We start from the raw sequence: 16008 nt of genomic DNA, 5'->3' as shown, positions 1-16008 counted from the left end.
TTAAAAATAATATCAAAAATACTTAAATTATTTACTAAATTAGCTGTATATAAATCCCAATAATCTATGACTGAGTTTCCAAACGTAATCTTTTTCGCCATACCTTTTTTTGTTCTTGCTATAGCATTAGAAATATATGTTACTATAAAGCAAGGTATTAAAGGCTACGAATTCAAAGATTCACTTTCCTCTATAAGTATGGGACTGGGAAATGTTTTTTTAGGTTTTTTGAGTAAACTCATAGTCCTTTTCGCTTTTTTTTATATTTATGATAATTTTAGACTCTTTACCATTCCTGTAGTTTGGTGGAGTTTTCTTTTATTACTTTTTGCCGATGACTTTGCCTATTATTGGTTTCATCGTATTTCGCATGAATGCAGGCTATTTTGGGCTTCTCATATAATCCATCATTCTTCTAAACATTATAATTTAAGTACTGCTTTGCGACAAACTTGGTCTGGAGGCTTCTATTCTTTTATTTTTTGGCTATGGTTACCGCTTTTAGGGTTTCACCCTGGTATGATTATGTTACAAATGTCTATTAGTTTAATCTATCAGTTTTGGATTCATACAGAAACGATTGATAAACTCCCAAAATGGTTTGAAGCAGTTATGAACACGCCATCTCACCATCGTGTACACCATGGCAGTAATCCCCTGTATTTAGATAGAAATCACGCTGGTATTTTTATTATTTGGGACAGACTTTTCAATACGTTTCAGCCAGAGTTAAAAGACGAAAAGGTCATTTATGGTCTTACAACAAATATAAACACATACAACCCTATAAAAATAGCTTTCCTAGAATGGATTGCTGTTTTTAAAGATGTTTTTTCTGGAAAAAAATCACTACTAAGCCGAATAAAATACCTTATAAAACCACCTGGATGGAATCATAATGGTACAGGTAAAGTCTCTAACGATTTAAGAAACGATTGGCTTAAAGAGAATAATAAATTATAATGCTATACTTTCCCCTATTTCTAATAGCATTAAATCTTTATTTTTATCAAAAAACTTTTGCTTAGCAAGAGCATGATCTATTTCAATATAGCCAAAGGTATCAAAATGATAGCCTAAAATCTTATCACATTCAACAAAGTCACTGGCTAAAATGGCATCATTTATACCCATCGTAAAATTATCGCCAATAGGTAAAATAGCCAAATCGAGCTTGGTTTGCATTGGAATAAGTTTCATATCAAAACTTAAAGCTGTATCTCCTGCTATATAAATATTTTTATGTTTTCCTTCTATAACAAAGCCTCCAGGTTGTCCTCCATAACTTCCATCAGGAAAAGAAGAGGTGTGAATCGCATTTACATATTTAAGTTTTCCAAACTCAAAGTCCCATGTCCCGCCATGATTCATAGGATGGCCTTCTATTCCTAATTGATTAAAATAGTTAACTATTTCAAAATTAGAAACCACTACAGCATTTGTATTTTTTGCTATGGCTTCAACATCTAATATATGATCTTGGTGTGCATGTGTCACCAAGATATAATCTGCTTTTAAAGTATTTATATCGATGTTTTTTGCTTTAGGATTGCCTGTTATAAAAGGATCTACTAACAGGTTTACGTCATTAACCTCAATATGTAAAGAAGCATGTCCAAAAAATGTAATTTTCATCTGTTCTCTTTTATTTAAATTTAAATTGGAATTAAAAGATTAGTTAAGACCTTCTAATTCCATCCCTTAATATCGTTAAAATAAATGTCCTATGCCCAAAAGTAAGGCTAATAAAACTGTAGAAAGTGCTAGTTTTTTTAACTCTGGATCAAAATCCTTTGGGGCTTTATTTTTTATGACTGTTTTTAAATGCACAAATAACGGAATATAAGCAACGAAAAATATAATATTATAAATCGATGTATAATATAATATTCCATACATAAAAGAGCATACAATTGCTCCCCCCACAAGTAAATAATGATACCTTTTAGCTTTTTGTCTACCAAGTTTTACTGCTAATGTAATTTTATTGGACTTGAGATCACTTTCTATGTCTCGCATATTATTTAAGTTTAACACTCCAGTACTTAATAAACCTATAGCTAGTGCTGGTAAAAATACGATATGATCTAATCGTTTTGCAAACAAAACATAACATCCTATAACACTTACCAAACCAAAAAAAACAAAGACAAAAATATCTCCCAATCCTTTATATCCATAAGCCTTATTCCCTACAGTATAGCGCATAGCTGCTATAACAGAGACAATACCTAAACATAAAAACATAAGCGCAAATAACAAGTGCTTAACGCCAAATGCGGAATAGATTAAGGCTACCGTTAATATTATACTAATTATAATATTTACTCTTATCGCTGCAAACATTTGATTTGGAGTAATTGCACCGCTTTGTATGGCACGCTCTGGTCCTATTCTATAGTTATTATCGGTTCCTTTAACACCATCGCCATAATCATTTGCTAGATTTGAGAGTATTTGAAAACTCAGTGTTGTTAAAATGGCTAAAGAAAAAATGTTCCAAGAAAACAAGCCGTTGTATTCTGCCAAACATCCTGCTACAATTATTCCAGAAATGGATAATGGTAATGTTCTCAATCTAATAGCAGACACCCATATTGAAATATTGTTCATATAAAATAGACTAAGGAATCCATTGTTTTGGAAAATTAGGCTTTCGTTTTTCTAAAAAGGCATCTCTACCTTCTTTTGCTTCGTCTGTCATATAAGCCAGTCGGGTTGCTTCACCGGCGAATACTTGTTGTCCTACCATACCATCATCTGTTAAATTCATAGCGAATTTCAACATTTTTATAGACGTCGGTGATTTTGCAAGAATTTCTTGTGCCCAATTATATGCTGTATCTTCTAGTTCTGCGTGTGGTATAACAGCATTAACCATCCCCATTTCATAGGCTTCTTGCGCAGTATAATTTCTCCCTAGGAAGAAAATCTCTCGCGCTTTTTTTTGTCCTACCATTTTTGCTAAATATGCAGATCCGTAACCGCCATCAAAACTTGTAACATCGGCATCGGTTTGCTTAAATATGGCATGTTCCTTACTCGCTAAAGTTAAGTCGCAAACAACATGTAAGCTATGCCCGCCACCAACAGCCCAGCCAGGCACTACGGCGATAACTGCTTTAGGCATAAAACGGATTAAACGTTGTACTTCTAAAATATTTAAACGATGGTAGCCATCTTCTCCCACATAGCCTTGGTGTCCTCGTGCTTTTTGATCGCCTCCAGAACAAAACGAATAAACCCCATCCTTTGAAGAAGGCCCTTCGGCAGATAGTAAAACAACTCCTATACTTGTATCTTCTTGTGCATCATAAAAAGCATCATACAATTCTTTTGTTGTTTTTGGTCTAAATGCATTTCTAACATCTGGTCTATTAAACGCAATTCTGGCTACACCATTACACTTGCTATAAGTAATATCTTCGTAGTCCTTTACTTTTACCCATTTAATTTCATTCATCTTCCTTTGTTTTGGGCGATAAAAATACACAAAATAGAGTTTACCAAACCATAATTTTTACCATATAATCGTCTTTTCGTATTCATGTTCATATTAAAAAAGAAATAGGGCTTTATTACATTCTTTTCGTTATACTTAAAAATAATTCTATAAATACTTAATATAAAAATGCTTAGATACTATAAAATAAAACGTGAAAACCGAAGTTTAAATTAATCCTGCCTTCTTTTTAATATTAATTCACCTAGTATTATAAAATTAAAACGTCTTATTCAATGAGTAAGAGTACAAAAAGAATAACAAGTCATGATCTTAACACCATTTTTCGGCTAGCGATGGTTTTCTTTTTATATTTTAGTGCCTTAAAAACATTAATAATAGCCTTTTAATTATGAAAAAATATAATTTACTCACTTTAATTCTATTAACTTCTTTTTTCTCTTTTTCGCAAGCATATGATTTTGAAACCGTAATTGACATAGATGCTACCGATGTTATTAGTCAAGGAAAAACAGGAACTTGTTGGAGTTTTTCAACATCTTCATTTTTAGAAAGTGAAATTATTAGATTAACAGGAAAGCGCATCGATTTATCTGAAATGTACACCGTTAGGCAAACTTATCCTAAAAAAGCATGGAACTACGTTATGAGACAAGGCAAAGCGCAATTTAGCGAAGGTGGTTTAGCGCATGATGTAATGCATAGTGTTTCTGAATATGGCTTGGTGCCTTTAAGTGCTTATTCTGGTTTACAAGGAGAAGCAACAAATCATGATCATTCCAAAATAGTGAGTCGCTTAAAATCGGTACTTAGTAAGTACATAAAATCCCCTACCAGCGATTGGAAACAAAGCACAGAAAGGATATTGGATAGCGCACTTGGAAAAAAAATAACGTCTTTTACTTATGAAGGCATAAAATATACGCCGCAATCATTTTTGAAAATGACAAAAATTAAACCTAATGATTATATCAACCTAACTAGTTTTACACACCAAGCACCGTATTCTAAATTCATTTTAAACATCCCTGATAATTTTTCTAACGGCAGTTATTATAATGTTGCATTAAATGATTTAATTAGTACTATAGACAATGCCTTAAAAAAAGGATATACTGTAGAATTAGATTGTGATGTAAGCGAACCTACTTTTTCTGCTAAATATGGCTTAGCCGTTCTACCGAAAGATAAAACTAAAAATACTGAAGCGTTAAAACGTATTGTTCCTGAAACAACTGTTACCTCTGAATTAAGACAACAGGAATTTGAAAACTACAATACCACAGATGATCATTTAATGCATATTACAGGAACAGTAAAAGATCAACATGGAAATAAATACTATAAAGTAAAAAATTCATGGGGAAAAATTGCTAATAACGGTTATATCTATATGAGTGAGCCTTATATGAGATTAAAAACTATAGCTATTTTGGTACATAAAGATGCTATCCCTAAGAAACTTAAAACTAAATTATACTAGCGTAATCCCTGCTTCTTTAATAGTAATTAGTTTTTTCTTGTATAAGGTACCAATAGCCTTCTTAAAATTCTTTTTACTCATTTGGAGGGGCTAACAAGATTTCCGAACTACTTTTTACTTATGCAGATAATATTAGAAAAAGGGTATTGTTCCATAATAACAGTGCTCTTTATGGTGCTAATATTTTCTAAATCCTGTAACGTTTTTTTTTTATAACTTGTTAAAACATATGCTTTTCCATATTTAATAATCGTTGCCTCTATGTCGTTTATTGAGTTTATTTTAATCGAATTCAATCCATTCATTAATAAATATAATTTGGTTGCAGGTGAATCTATTTGTTTATACATAAAAACAGGCTCCTTTTTTGAGATTGACTTTAAATGTTTCATCGTTTCTTTTAGATTAAAAGAGTTTGATAAATAGTAATTCTGGTAAATGTCTTGAACCCTTTTGTTGTTATTAATTAATTGGTTTCTAATGTCCGTATCGTTGGTTTTTATTTCACTAACAAACAATATTATACAGTACATAGGAATAAGAAAAATAGAGCTAGCAAAAAGTATAGGGTTAGATACTTTTTGAATAAGCTTAATAATAGGGATACTAATTAAGAGGCAAAAGAGGGGACTAAGAGGTACAAAAACTCTTAAAAAAGGTGTTTTTTGATGAAAAAAAGACAATATAAAAGGAAGAATCAAGAGAATTAATAAAGAAAGAAACAACTGTTTTTCTTTTTTTTTAGACCTACGTATAAACCCCCAAGCACCAAAGATAAAGAGCAGTCCCAACAAGTATTTTTTAGATAAAAATGCAAGAAAAACCTGAGGTATTAACTCTAATGAATAGAATATGTTATCTGGCGATTCATAAGAGAATCTATTAAAAATAATATTGTATAAGATTGGATAATATAGTACTGTTGCAATTCCAACTCCTATACATATTAAAACAATTGGCTTAAGGTAAAAAAGATAATCACTTTTATTTTGTTTTCGATTAGAAATAAACCTAAATATTAAAACGATTAATATCGATGCGAGTATATAAATATTTGAAGGGATTGTATATATAAATAAAGCACTAGAAATAACGACAAAAAAGCTATTGTGTTCATCTGAACGCTCTATCAATGCCATAACGTAATATACTATCATTATTAAAAACAAAGCACTAATATTATATCCTCTTAATTGTAATGAAAAATTCATAAAGGGAATACATGTAAACAATACAGAGACTACAAATAAACTATAATCAATTTTAAAAAACCTTTTTGCGATTAATACTGAATAGTAGGCTATAAATAAAGTGATCAAAACTTGGAAAAGACGAAAAATATAAACGTTATTAGCAACATCTATTAAGTTCCTGCAATTGGTTATTCTTGAAATAATCTGGCTAGTAAAATTGAAAAACACATGATTATTTGGTAACGGATAATGAAAAAAGGTTTTATTGAAATCCCCTAGCACAAAATGTTGCAAAGAATAGACTTCATCATACCATAAATCAACATTTAAATAGTTGTAAATCCAAAATATACACGGCAGTAATCCTAAATTAAGAAGAGTTAAATTGATTAGTTTTTTTTTCATCGTTGTAATTAATATCTTATCTATGGTATTGTAGTATTTCGCAAAGTGCCTTTTAACCTGTCATGATAAAGATATGTCAAAGGGATTAAAAAGTTGTCTTGCTACTTTTTAATTTTAGCAATATAAGGTAAGATTATCACCAAAAGTTATTTTTTACTTATCTATAAAGATGATCATATTACTAATATAACCTTTTTTATCGTAAGCTAAAATAAGTATTACATTTAGAATATTTGTACAGGATAGATTAGTGAGGGTATAGGATATCATAACTGATAATGCATAACTCCACATGTCTCTATATTTTTTTCTTTGTTTAATTTTAGCTTTTGATTATAGTTTGATCTTACCTCAAAAAAAGCGTTAGCCTTTGCTATTCCTCTCAATAAGTAATTTTCTCCCCTGACGTCAACAGATATTTACTCGACGTTGTATTCTACTTTCAAGTCAATAAGGACTTAATCGGATTTTTAGTCTAAAATTAGTAATAAAAAATTCATGGGGGAAAATTGCTAATAACGGTTATATCTATATGAGTGAGCCTTATATGAGATTAAAAACTATAGCTATTTTGGTGCATAAAGATGCTATCCTAAGAAACTTAAAACTAAATTATACTAGCGTAATCCCTGCTTCTTTAATAGTAATTAGTTTTTTCTTGTATAAGGTACCAATAGCCTTCTTAAAATTCTTTTTACTCATTTGAAGGTGTTCTTTAATAACCTCAGGAGACGATTTATCATTTAACGGCAGAAAACCAGAATTATCCTCTAATGCTTTCAGTATTAAATTTGCATTAGGCTCTATATTTCTGTAACCTATTTCTCCTAAAGCGATGTCTATCTTGTTTCCTGGGCGTATTTTTTTAACAATTCCTTTTAGAGTGTCTCCAATACTTAAATCTTGAAAAATACGATCCTTATAAATTAATCCAAAATGCTTATTATTTACAATAACATTCATTCCTATATCGCTAGGATGTGATACAATAACATCTACTTTATCAAATTCGGACACGGTTAAGGTTGTATTATCTAAAAACCTATTGGTTTTACTAGAAGCTACCAAACGTTCCGTTTTTTCATCTAAATAGCAATGTACTAAATACCACCCGCCTTTTTTCATAGGAAATGCTTGCTCTTTAAATGGACAAAATAATTCTTTTACTAATCCCCAATCTAAAAAAGCACCATAATTGGTAACATCATTACACCTTAATACAGCGAAATCGCCATTTACAATGTGTGGTTTATCTGTAGTAGCGATTATGCGTTCTTCATTATCTAAATAAATAAAAACCTCTATAAAGCCCCCTATTTCAAACTGTTCTGGAACATATCTATTGGGTAATAAAACTTCATTTTCATCTGCATCGCCAAGGAATAAACCTGGTTCTGTATCTCTTAAAATTTTTAGAGTATTGTATTGACCTATATTTATCATTTTGCAAAGGTAGTGATATAAAAAAAGCGTTACAACTTAATATTGCAACGCTTGGTATAAGTTATTATTTTTCTATTAGTAAACAGACTCTTTTTTAAAATGTTTTGCTAATAAGTAATAGACAACGACTCTATATTTATTTTTATTAGAACGGCCGTACGTTTCGATAACAGAATCTATAGCTTTATCCAGGTCTGCACTATCAGCCAGTCCTAATTTTTTAATTAAAAAATTGTTTTTTACAGTTGCTAACTCTGCCGCATCTGTTCCTGAAACTGTTGCAGAATCTTTATTGTAAATTGATGGCCCACAACCAATGGTCACTTTAGTTAAAAAATCCATATCTGGGTTTACACCACATTTATCTTTTAAATCTGCAGCATATTTTACGATAAGGTCGTCACGTTTACTCATAATGTTTGTAATTTATAAATTCTTATTATTTTTAAAGATACAATATTTTTAATCTAATATTTTTTGCAAAACTTATTTTATAAAAGCACAAACTTATTCCAATGCTTTAAAATAATCTAATAGAACCACATCATTGTCTTTACTAGGCGTAAATATTTCTAATAATTTTGGTGTATTTGATTTTAAATAGAAACGTTGCAATACCGCCTCTAATTCACTTTCGTTATTAGCTTTCTCATAATCGAAACCATGCATTTTACATAAATGTGACGCATCTAACTTATGTTTAGTTTCAAAAAAGGTATCAAAATTCGCTGTGTTTTTATCCCCTGGAAGTATTCTAAAAATCCCACCACCACCATTATTTACGACTATAATTCTAAAACTATTTGGAATATAGTTATTCCACAATGCATTGCTATCGTAAAAAAAGCTTAAATCTCCTGTAATGAAAACGGTATGCTTATCTACAACCGAAGCTGCGCCTATAGCTGTACTTGTACTACCATCGATACCACTAGTGCCTCTGTTACAAAAGACTTGAAGTGTTTTATTAATCTTAAACAATTGAAGATAACGAATTACAGAACTGTTTCCTACTTGAAGCATACATCCGTTTGGAATGCTCTTCAACAAGAAATCCATTACTTTAAAATCTGAAAAAGGAATCCGTTTTAAATATTTCTCATGTTTTTCTACACGTTGTTGCATTACCTTTTTCCAATGCCTTTTATAATCGCTTTGAATAGCGTCACTGTTTTTTAAAACATTAGAAAAAAAATGATTAACAGTCATTTTAAAATGCTTGTTTAATACGAAAAAGGTGTCATTTGCATTAGCGTCTCCAATATGCCAATGCTGTTTCGGTTTATAATTTCGCAAAAAATGTTTAATTTTTTTAGAAACAATAAGTCCGCCAAATGTTAAAAGTAAATCTGGTTTAAAATTTTCTAACGCGCCTTTATTTAATGGTGCTATTAACTTGTCTATACTTGGAATAAATGAATTATGATGCAGGTTAGACGTTGTTTCTGTTAAAACAACAACACTGTCATCTTCCGCTAAAAAATTTAAAAACTCTTGTGCCACTGTATTTGGTGGATTTACACCTACCAGCACCAATTTTCGTTTTGCTGTATTCCATGTTTTACGATAAGCTGTATAGTCTTCAGCCACTACTTCTGGAACTTCTATTGGTAAGAGCTTAGGCTTTACAGATATATGGTTTACAGTTTCATACAAAGGCTCATTAAAAGGACTATTTATATGCACAGGTCCTTTTTTAGAGAACGCCATATTTAAAGCTTCATTTATTTTAACTTCATTTTGTTCTTGAACTGTTTGCTGTAAATCTAAATCTTGTTTTAAATGGGCTGAATACAGAATATGATTCTTATATATAGCTTCTTGATTTATCGTTTGTCCATCACCGATCCCTATTAAATGTTTAGGTCTATCTGCCGATAAAACGACTAAAGGTATGTGGCTATAAAAAGCTTCAGAAACTGCTGGATAATAATTAAGCAACGCACTTCCTGAAGTACAAACAACCGCTACTGGCCTTTTGATTTGCTGCGCTATTCCTAATGCAAAAAAACCCGCACAACGCTCATCTACAACACTATAGCATTTAAAAAAAGAATCATTAGTAAAACCAATCGTTAATGGCGCATTTCTACTACCTGGAGATAAGACGATATGTTTTATATTTTTGGCCTTACAAAGTGAAACAATTGTTTGTGCCAATAGGATTTTCGGGTATTTCATATAAGATTCAATCTTATAGCGAAAATACAAAATATTATAAGATGTTTTTTATAGTTTTTGTTTTATTGACGGTTTCTTCCCATTCGTTTTCAGGAATAGAATCTTTTGTTATGCCTCCTCCTGCATATACTATAATTTTATTTTCTATGTATTGCATACAACGTAAATTCACAAAGAGATTCGTGACTTTCTTTACCGTATTATAAGCGTTATTTTCTACATTTCTACGATTAGTATTTCGACTGTGTTTTGCTTTAAAATTAAGTTCTCCCATAAAACCTGTATAATATTCACGGGTATAATTTTCATTCTCCAGAATAAACTGCTTTGCCTTTTCTTTTGGCATCCCACAAACTGCCGATGTGGGGTGTAATTTTAACAATACCGATTTAATACTGTTTGATGTAGAAGGTAAGCGTCCTTTTATTTTTGTTTTTAAATGTAATAAATTCCCTGCTTTTACTGTTTCAACATTTTCAATGCTTAATCCATCAACAGACGTTTTTAAGCTACTTTCTATAAAATCGGTAACTAATTGTTGTTCTTCTATTTCTTTTTCTAGCCAATTCACACTGGTTGTACCTTTATATGGTTGTGTTCCTGCCAAAGCCATTGTAGAGATTTGATTCCCTTTTATTGATAATAACTCCTCTGGCGTTGCTCCCAACCATAGTCCTATTTTAGGATGATACCAACAATATACAAAAGCGTCTTCATAAGCATTTAAAAGCTTTTTAAACAACTCAATAGGACTCCTATTAGGTATTGCTATTTGTTCTGCCCTAGAAAGCACTACTTTCTTAAACGCCTCTTCCGTTTCTATCGCTTTTATTGCCGAGCCTACCAAATCGATATGAAATAATTTTGCAGCTTCTACACCATCTTCATCATCTATATAAACTCCTGAGGTATTCTCTTTTTGCGTAGCATTAATGTGATATGTGCATGTTATAACTTTTGCCTTTTCTAAAGGCGTTAAAATAACGCCTTCTTCAATATTAAAAGGAGCGAAAACAAATCCACTTTCTACAAAATCTTTTGTGTTATAAACGTTATCATTTGCTTGAAGTATGCCTTTTACTATAGCCGCCTTAGGTTTCCTATATATAACAAAAGGGCCTTCTGATTCATAATGCGCTTTAACCGCATTAAAAAAAAGGTTTTGCTCCATAATTTATTTTTTATACAATGAAATAGTAGACAATTTACATACAGAGATTAGGTTATCATCATCGTCTGTGATATTAATATTAAGCAACTGTGTTGTACGTCCTTTATGTACAAAAGTTGATTTAGCATACACATAGCCTTCTCGCACACTCTTTAAATGATTTGCTGTAATTTCCATACCTCTAATTGTAGCATGTTCGGCATCTAAAAACAAGTGTGCCGCAAAACTCCCTACACTTTCTGCCAAAGCAGCTGTAGCACCTCCATGTAAAACACCGTCTGGTTGATATACTTTTGAATTTACCGGCATTCTAGCGACTACAAAATCGTCTCCAAAATCGATAAACTCAATATTAAGCGTTTCCATTAATGTATTTTTACAAACTTTATTTGCCATTTCTAAAACACTCTCCTTTGATAATTGCATACTACTAAATATTTTTTGAACTTTACGCAGTAAAAATACAAAACCAAAACCTATAAATGGAGTCCAATAAAAAAGAAATAACTTATAATATAACCAAACCATATGCGACTTTAAATACACTCACAACGCAAACAAAAAACATCTGGTTTGTATGCCATGGGATGGGCTATTTAAGTCGTTATTTTTTAAGATATTTTAAAGCTTTAAATGCTAATGAAAATTATATTATAGCGCCTCAAGCTCCTAATTTATACTATCAAGGCACGACATTTAAACATGTTGGAGCAAGCTGGTTGACCCGAGAAAATACAATCTTGGAAACCGAAAACACTATGCACTATTTTGATGCTATATTCGAAGCTGAAAACATTCCACCTAATTTGAACCTAATTGTGTTAGGGTATTCTCAAGGCGTTAGTGTTGCTATGCGTTACGTCGCAAAACGACAATTACATTGCGCGCAATTAGTATTACATTCTGGAGGTATTCCTAAAGAATTAACCGCTAAAGATTTTGATTTTCTTGACACTAAAGTCTCTTTAATTTACGGTACCAAAGACGAATACCTAGATGCCAACCGCATTGCATATGAAATTAAAAGAGCGCATTCCCTATTTAAATCCAATGTTATAACCATCCCTTTTGATGGTATACATGAGGTAAATACAGAAATTATTAATGGCCTTATTTAAAAAATAAACTTTAAACAGTCATTAAGAAACAATAGCCTAGTTTGTCCTTAAAGTTAATCTATTGCCAAGACCTCTAATTCGGAAAAATTTATTGTACTTCCAGTCGTTCCTGTATTACCTCCGTTGGCTACAACTAGTCTTATTTCGTCTGCAAAAATACTAGGGATATTTATAGTATTACCTCCCGAAGACACAGATGATAATGGAGCTGATGAATATATTAAATTTCCACATCTATATAATCGAACCATAACATTAGTGATTCTATTAGTACAGCAATCATTTCTTCCGTCTAAAATTAAACCTGTTATAAAATAGGCATCTGGCAAAACGACTCCAAAACCCCAATCTCCAGTAGGCGTTCCAACTCTACTTACATGAAAACTATTTGGCCCTGTATTATCGATATTGTCAAATAGTGATGTAAAAGGCCCAAATGAATTCGTTGCATTTATAGTTGAAAAAGCCACATTTGCAACTCCTATTTGCTCTCTAATAAGTCGCGAAAATGATTGAGTATCCTGATAATTAATTCGCCTCCACCTCGGGTTTTCAAAAACATAAAGCCCAGCTCCTAAACCACAATTTGAACTTAAATTATAAATCATCAAACCTTCAGCTGGATTAGCGATAGTTGTTACATCTGTAACACTAAGAAGCGTTATTCGAGGAAGTAAAAATCCACGATTACTAGAATCTAATTCTAATAGCGCTGAGTTATCTGGATTCGTAGTTCCAATACCAACTTGAGCCAACCCTTTTACTCCAATAAACAATAGCAACAATAAGTAATTTCTCATAATATATTAAGGCTTTTTTTACAAGAACAACACTGGTTTACAACAACATAAATATTATTATCGTTTTTCAATAGCACCTCTCTTTTGTCGATCTTTGTTTCTATTAATAACAAAAAAAAACCTCCTAAAAGTCCCTACAGTAAAAGGGTTTAAGAATTCTCTAGCAGCTTTTTACATTTAAAGAACTTATAAAAAGTATGCAAAAAACAACATATTACCCGTTTATAAAAACGCTCTTAAATTGGTTCTTAATCTTATAAAAAATAATTTACTTTTAGTATTATATTAAAGATTCTCCATTTAAATCTGTAGTTAAAACAGCACTCATATAATCAAAAAAAGGACGAATAGTCTTAAAAGCATCGTCAATAACATCTATAAAATTTTCATTTAAAACGTCTTTGTCTGTAAACCGCTTTGTAAATAAAAATTGTTTTTTTCGTATAAGGTCTATTGCTGGATGTGATTTATCAAATCCTTTAGGGGCTGTTTTTAGCTCATCTCCAACAAAATCACCCCACGTATTTTTAAATACTTTATTATTAATAATATCCCGAATTTCATCATCATCTACCTCAAACTCTTTACGAATACGTAATAAATCTGCCTTATCAGGAGCCCAAAACCCTGTAGCAATAAAACTCTCGTTATTAGGCTGGATATGCACATAATAGCCGCCTCTTAAATGTGGCTTTTGCCTATGAAAAGCAGCACCAAAGTGGGTTTTATAAGGTAATTTATCTTTTGAAAACCTAACGTCTCTATAAATTCTAAAAACTTTTAACTTATCGAGTTCATCATAAGTATTCATGCGTTCCAAAATCGCATTATAAAAAGTCTTTATCCCAGACTCTAAAGCTTTAAATTCAAATTTATGCTCATTAAACCAATCGCGATTATTATTTTTTTCTAATTTCTTAAAAAATGCAAAGACGTTCTTATCTACCGTTTTATTCATTTAATCTACTTTGTTATTTAATGCTTTTATTTTTTAAGTGGCTTTTTTATAGCCGCTTTATTTTCTTCTATGTTATGCTTAACAAGCATAAAGCTATACTCATTATTCAAATGTAATCCCGTTGAGAATTAATCCCGAGGCGGGAGCAATATAATAGATATTTCCTTGGTAATCTTCCTTTAAACTGGCCGCGATATCTGCTAAGGGACGTTTCCCTTGTCCTAATTCAATTAAAGTCCCCATCATTAAACGTATTTGATTACGCATAAAGCCTTTACCTTTAACTTTTAATAGATAGGTTTCTTTAGGAAAAAAATTGGCTGTGTACATTGTATTTTTAACCAATTCGCAACTTAATATTTCTCTATGGTATATCCCATTATCGGTTGGTTTATAACAATAGTTTTTAAAATAGTGTTTCCCTTCAAATAATTGCGCCCCTTTTTTCATTAGTTCAATATCTAAATCCTCTAAAATAGTCGTCATAATAGGTGCGCAAAAGGGATGAAACTTAGCTCCAAAGGCAAACAGATAGAGATACTCCTTTACTTTAGAATGTTGAATAATATTAAACTTAGCATCGACCTCACGCAAACTCAAAGCCCTTATATCTTGCGGTAAATTATAATTAAAAAGTTCTAAAAAAGCTTCAAAATCGGCAATAGGCTCCTTTAAAAAAAGTTCAAAGGCTGCATTTTCGGCAGATACCATTGCATCTGTACGTCCTGAAACCAAAGTTTTAAAATATTTACCTTCCAGAATATAATTTAAAGTTCGATCTACCATAAGGTGTAATGTTTTCAAATTAGGTTGCTTTTGCCAACCGTGAAAACGATATCCAAGATATTGGATATTAATAACATAAAAATACTTCTTCAAAATGTTCTTTTTTGTTTCGAAAGTAACCTATAAAATTACATTTAACAAAAAATTTATACATTGCAAGTATATTATACAAACCAAACTATAAAATTATGACCACTGCTTCATCAAAAAAAGTACCATTAACATTTTGGATAATTGCCGTTATCGCTATTATTTGGAATGCAATGGGTATCAATCAATATTTACAACAAGCATACCAAACCGATGCTTTTAAAGCAATGTATCCTGATGACAACACTTTAGAAATGGCAATAAATACCCCTTCTTGGGTTATGGCCGCCTTTGCTATAGCTGTGTTTTTTGGATTTTTAGCAAGTATAACCTTAGCTTTAAAAAAACTCTGGGCCAATACTTTATATCTCATTTCATTAATAGGAATTATAATACAAATGATTTATGTAATCTTTATTAGCAAGACTATGGAGGTTTATGGGCCTGGCGCCATTATCATGCCTTTAATGGTTCTTATTATTGGTATATTCCTCTATTTCTATTCAAAAAGAGCTATCGCAAACAAGTGGATCTCTTAATTGTCATTTTTAAAACATTTAACTAAATAAACACTTGTTTAAACACTCAATCAGCTATTAAACCTTTTGTTTTAAGATAAAAATAACATTATTATTAACAAATTCTTATCTAACCAACACATTAAGACCTACTACCTTTGTAAAAAAAAGGATATGTTTGGATTATTTAAAAAGAAAAATAAACTCGATAAATTACATGCAGAATATATGTCACTATTAAAAACATCCCATAAAATAGCGACTAGTAATAAAAGAGATAAAAAACAGGTGAAAGTACAATCCATTCTTAGTCAAATTGAAGTATTGCAAAAAAAGACCTAAACTATATTTATTTTTCGCAACTATTTATTGCAGATATATAGTACCTTCGTACTTTTA

General features: G+C 31.2%; 17 protein-coding genes and 1 pseudogene. 5 read left to right on the top strand and 13 right to left on the bottom strand.

Features of this window, described 5'->3' with window-relative positions; translation table 11 throughout:
- Window positions 1–66 precede the first annotated feature (66 nt).
- On the top strand, window positions 67–963 hold the full coding sequence (locus tag AC2D8I_RS00645; RefSeq protein ID WP_484704049.1) for a sterol desaturase family protein: 897 nt from the start codon (window positions 67–69) through the stop codon (window positions 961–963).
- Here AC2D8I_RS00645 and AC2D8I_RS00640 read toward each other — a convergent pair.
- The 3 genes from AC2D8I_RS00640 to AC2D8I_RS00630 all read right to left on the bottom strand — a co-directional run bounded on the left by AC2D8I_RS00640 (window position 958) and on the right by AC2D8I_RS00630 (window position 3463).
- A complete protein-coding gene (locus AC2D8I_RS00640; RefSeq protein ID WP_484704048.1) occupies window positions 958–1635 on the bottom strand; it encodes a metal-dependent hydrolase in 678 nt (225 codons plus the stop codon). The genes AC2D8I_RS00645 and AC2D8I_RS00640 overlap by 6 nt on opposite strands.
- A 75-nt stretch (window positions 1636–1710) precedes the next feature.
- The gene (menA, locus tag AC2D8I_RS00635) at window positions 1711–2613 is read right to left on the bottom strand and encodes a 1,4-dihydroxy-2-naphthoate octaprenyltransferase (RefSeq protein ID WP_484704047.1); all 903 of its coding nucleotides are present in this window, start codon (window positions 2611–2613) and stop codon (window positions 1711–1713) included.
- Window positions 2614–2623: 10 nt separating this feature from the next.
- Complete coding sequence (locus AC2D8I_RS00630; protein WP_484704046.1) at window positions 2624–3463, bottom strand: 1,4-dihydroxy-2-naphthoyl-CoA synthase; 840 nt, start codon at window positions 3461–3463, stop codon at window positions 2624–2626.
- A gap of 391 nt (window positions 3464–3854) precedes the next feature.
- Here AC2D8I_RS00630 and AC2D8I_RS00625 point away from each other — a divergent pair, with 391 nt between their 5' ends.
- Complete coding sequence (locus AC2D8I_RS00625; RefSeq protein ID WP_484704045.1) at window positions 3855–4946, top strand: C1 family peptidase; 1092 nt, start codon at window positions 3855–3857, stop codon at window positions 4944–4946.
- Here AC2D8I_RS00625 and AC2D8I_RS00620 read toward each other — a convergent pair.
- The 7 genes and pseudogenes from AC2D8I_RS00620 to AC2D8I_RS00590 all read right to left on the bottom strand — a co-directional run.
- Window positions 4938–5033, bottom strand: a pseudogene (locus tag AC2D8I_RS00620) (GntR family transcriptional regulator); the annotation flags it as partial. The gene AC2D8I_RS00625 and the pseudogene AC2D8I_RS00620 overlap by 9 nt on opposite strands.
- Window positions 5034–5053: 20 nt before the next feature.
- The gene (locus AC2D8I_RS00615) at window positions 5054–6544 is read right to left on the bottom strand and encodes a hypothetical protein (protein WP_484704044.1); all 1491 of its coding nucleotides are present in this window, start codon (window positions 6542–6544) and stop codon (window positions 5054–5056) included.
- A 612-nt stretch (window positions 6545–7156) separates the two neighbouring features.
- Window positions 7157–7987 carry a CvfB family protein gene (locus tag AC2D8I_RS00610; RefSeq protein WP_484704043.1) on the bottom strand — a complete coding sequence of 277 codons (831 nt, stop codon included), beginning with the start codon at window positions 7985–7987 and terminating at the stop codon, window positions 7157–7159.
- Window positions 7988–8062: 75 nt separating this feature from the next.
- The gene (locus AC2D8I_RS00605) at window positions 8063–8401 is read right to left on the bottom strand and encodes a DUF2853 family protein (protein ID WP_484704042.1); all 339 of its coding nucleotides are present in this window, start codon (window positions 8399–8401) and stop codon (window positions 8063–8065) included.
- 93 nt (window positions 8402–8494) lie between these two features.
- Entirely contained in the window at window positions 8495–10168 is a 1674-nt protein-coding gene (gene menD / locus AC2D8I_RS00600; protein WP_484704041.1) for a 2-succinyl-5-enolpyruvyl-6-hydroxy-3-cyclohexene-1-carboxylic-acid synthase, read from the bottom strand.
- 34 nt (window positions 10169–10202) lie between these two features.
- Window positions 10203–11339: a chorismate-binding protein gene (locus AC2D8I_RS00595; protein WP_484704040.1), complete on the bottom strand. Its 1137-nt coding sequence runs from the start codon at window positions 11337–11339 to the stop codon at window positions 10203–10205.
- A gap of 3 nt (window positions 11340–11342) precedes the next feature.
- Window positions 11343–11765: a PaaI family thioesterase gene (locus AC2D8I_RS00590; RefSeq protein ID WP_484704039.1), complete on the bottom strand. Its 423-nt coding sequence runs from the start codon at window positions 11763–11765 to the stop codon at window positions 11343–11345.
- A 56-nt stretch (window positions 11766–11821) separates the two neighbouring features.
- Between AC2D8I_RS00590 and AC2D8I_RS00585 the strand changes: the two genes are divergently transcribed.
- The gene (locus AC2D8I_RS00585) at window positions 11822–12457 is read left to right on the top strand and encodes an alpha/beta hydrolase (RefSeq protein WP_484704038.1); all 636 of its coding nucleotides are present in this window, start codon (window positions 11822–11824) and stop codon (window positions 12455–12457) included.
- Between the two features lie 53 nt (window positions 12458–12510).
- On the opposite strand, the gene AC2D8I_RS00580 is transcribed toward AC2D8I_RS00585, so the two are convergent.
- The 3 genes from AC2D8I_RS00580 to AC2D8I_RS00570 form a co-directional block, all read right to left on the bottom strand.
- Window positions 12511–13257 carry a hypothetical protein gene (locus AC2D8I_RS00580; protein ID WP_484704037.1) on the bottom strand — a complete coding sequence of 249 codons (747 nt, stop codon included), beginning with the start codon at window positions 13255–13257 and terminating at the stop codon, window positions 12511–12513.
- Between the two features lie 280 nt (window positions 13258–13537).
- Complete coding sequence (locus AC2D8I_RS00575; protein WP_484704036.1) at window positions 13538–14215, bottom strand: DUF2461 domain-containing protein; 678 nt, start codon at window positions 14213–14215, stop codon at window positions 13538–13540.
- Between the two features lie 102 nt (window positions 14216–14317).
- Entirely contained in the window at window positions 14318–15094 is a 777-nt protein-coding gene (locus AC2D8I_RS00570) for a tRNA pseudouridine synthase A (RefSeq protein WP_484704035.1), read from the bottom strand.
- A 95-nt stretch (window positions 15095–15189) separates the two neighbouring features.
- Here AC2D8I_RS00570 and AC2D8I_RS00565 point away from each other — a divergent pair, with 95 nt between their 5' ends.
- A complete protein-coding gene (locus tag AC2D8I_RS00565) occupies window positions 15190–15630 on the top strand; it encodes a hypothetical protein (RefSeq protein WP_484704034.1) in 441 nt (146 codons plus the stop codon).
- Window positions 15631–15783: 153 nt separating this feature from the next.
- A complete protein-coding gene (locus tag AC2D8I_RS00560; RefSeq protein ID WP_484704033.1) occupies window positions 15784–15951 on the top strand; it encodes a Lacal_2735 family protein in 168 nt (55 codons plus the stop codon).
- Window positions 15952–16008: the final 57 nt, after the last annotated feature.

The organism is Lacinutrix sp. YIN62 (genome assembly GCF_057219185.1).
This window is presented reverse-complemented; position numbering and strand designations above follow the sequence as displayed.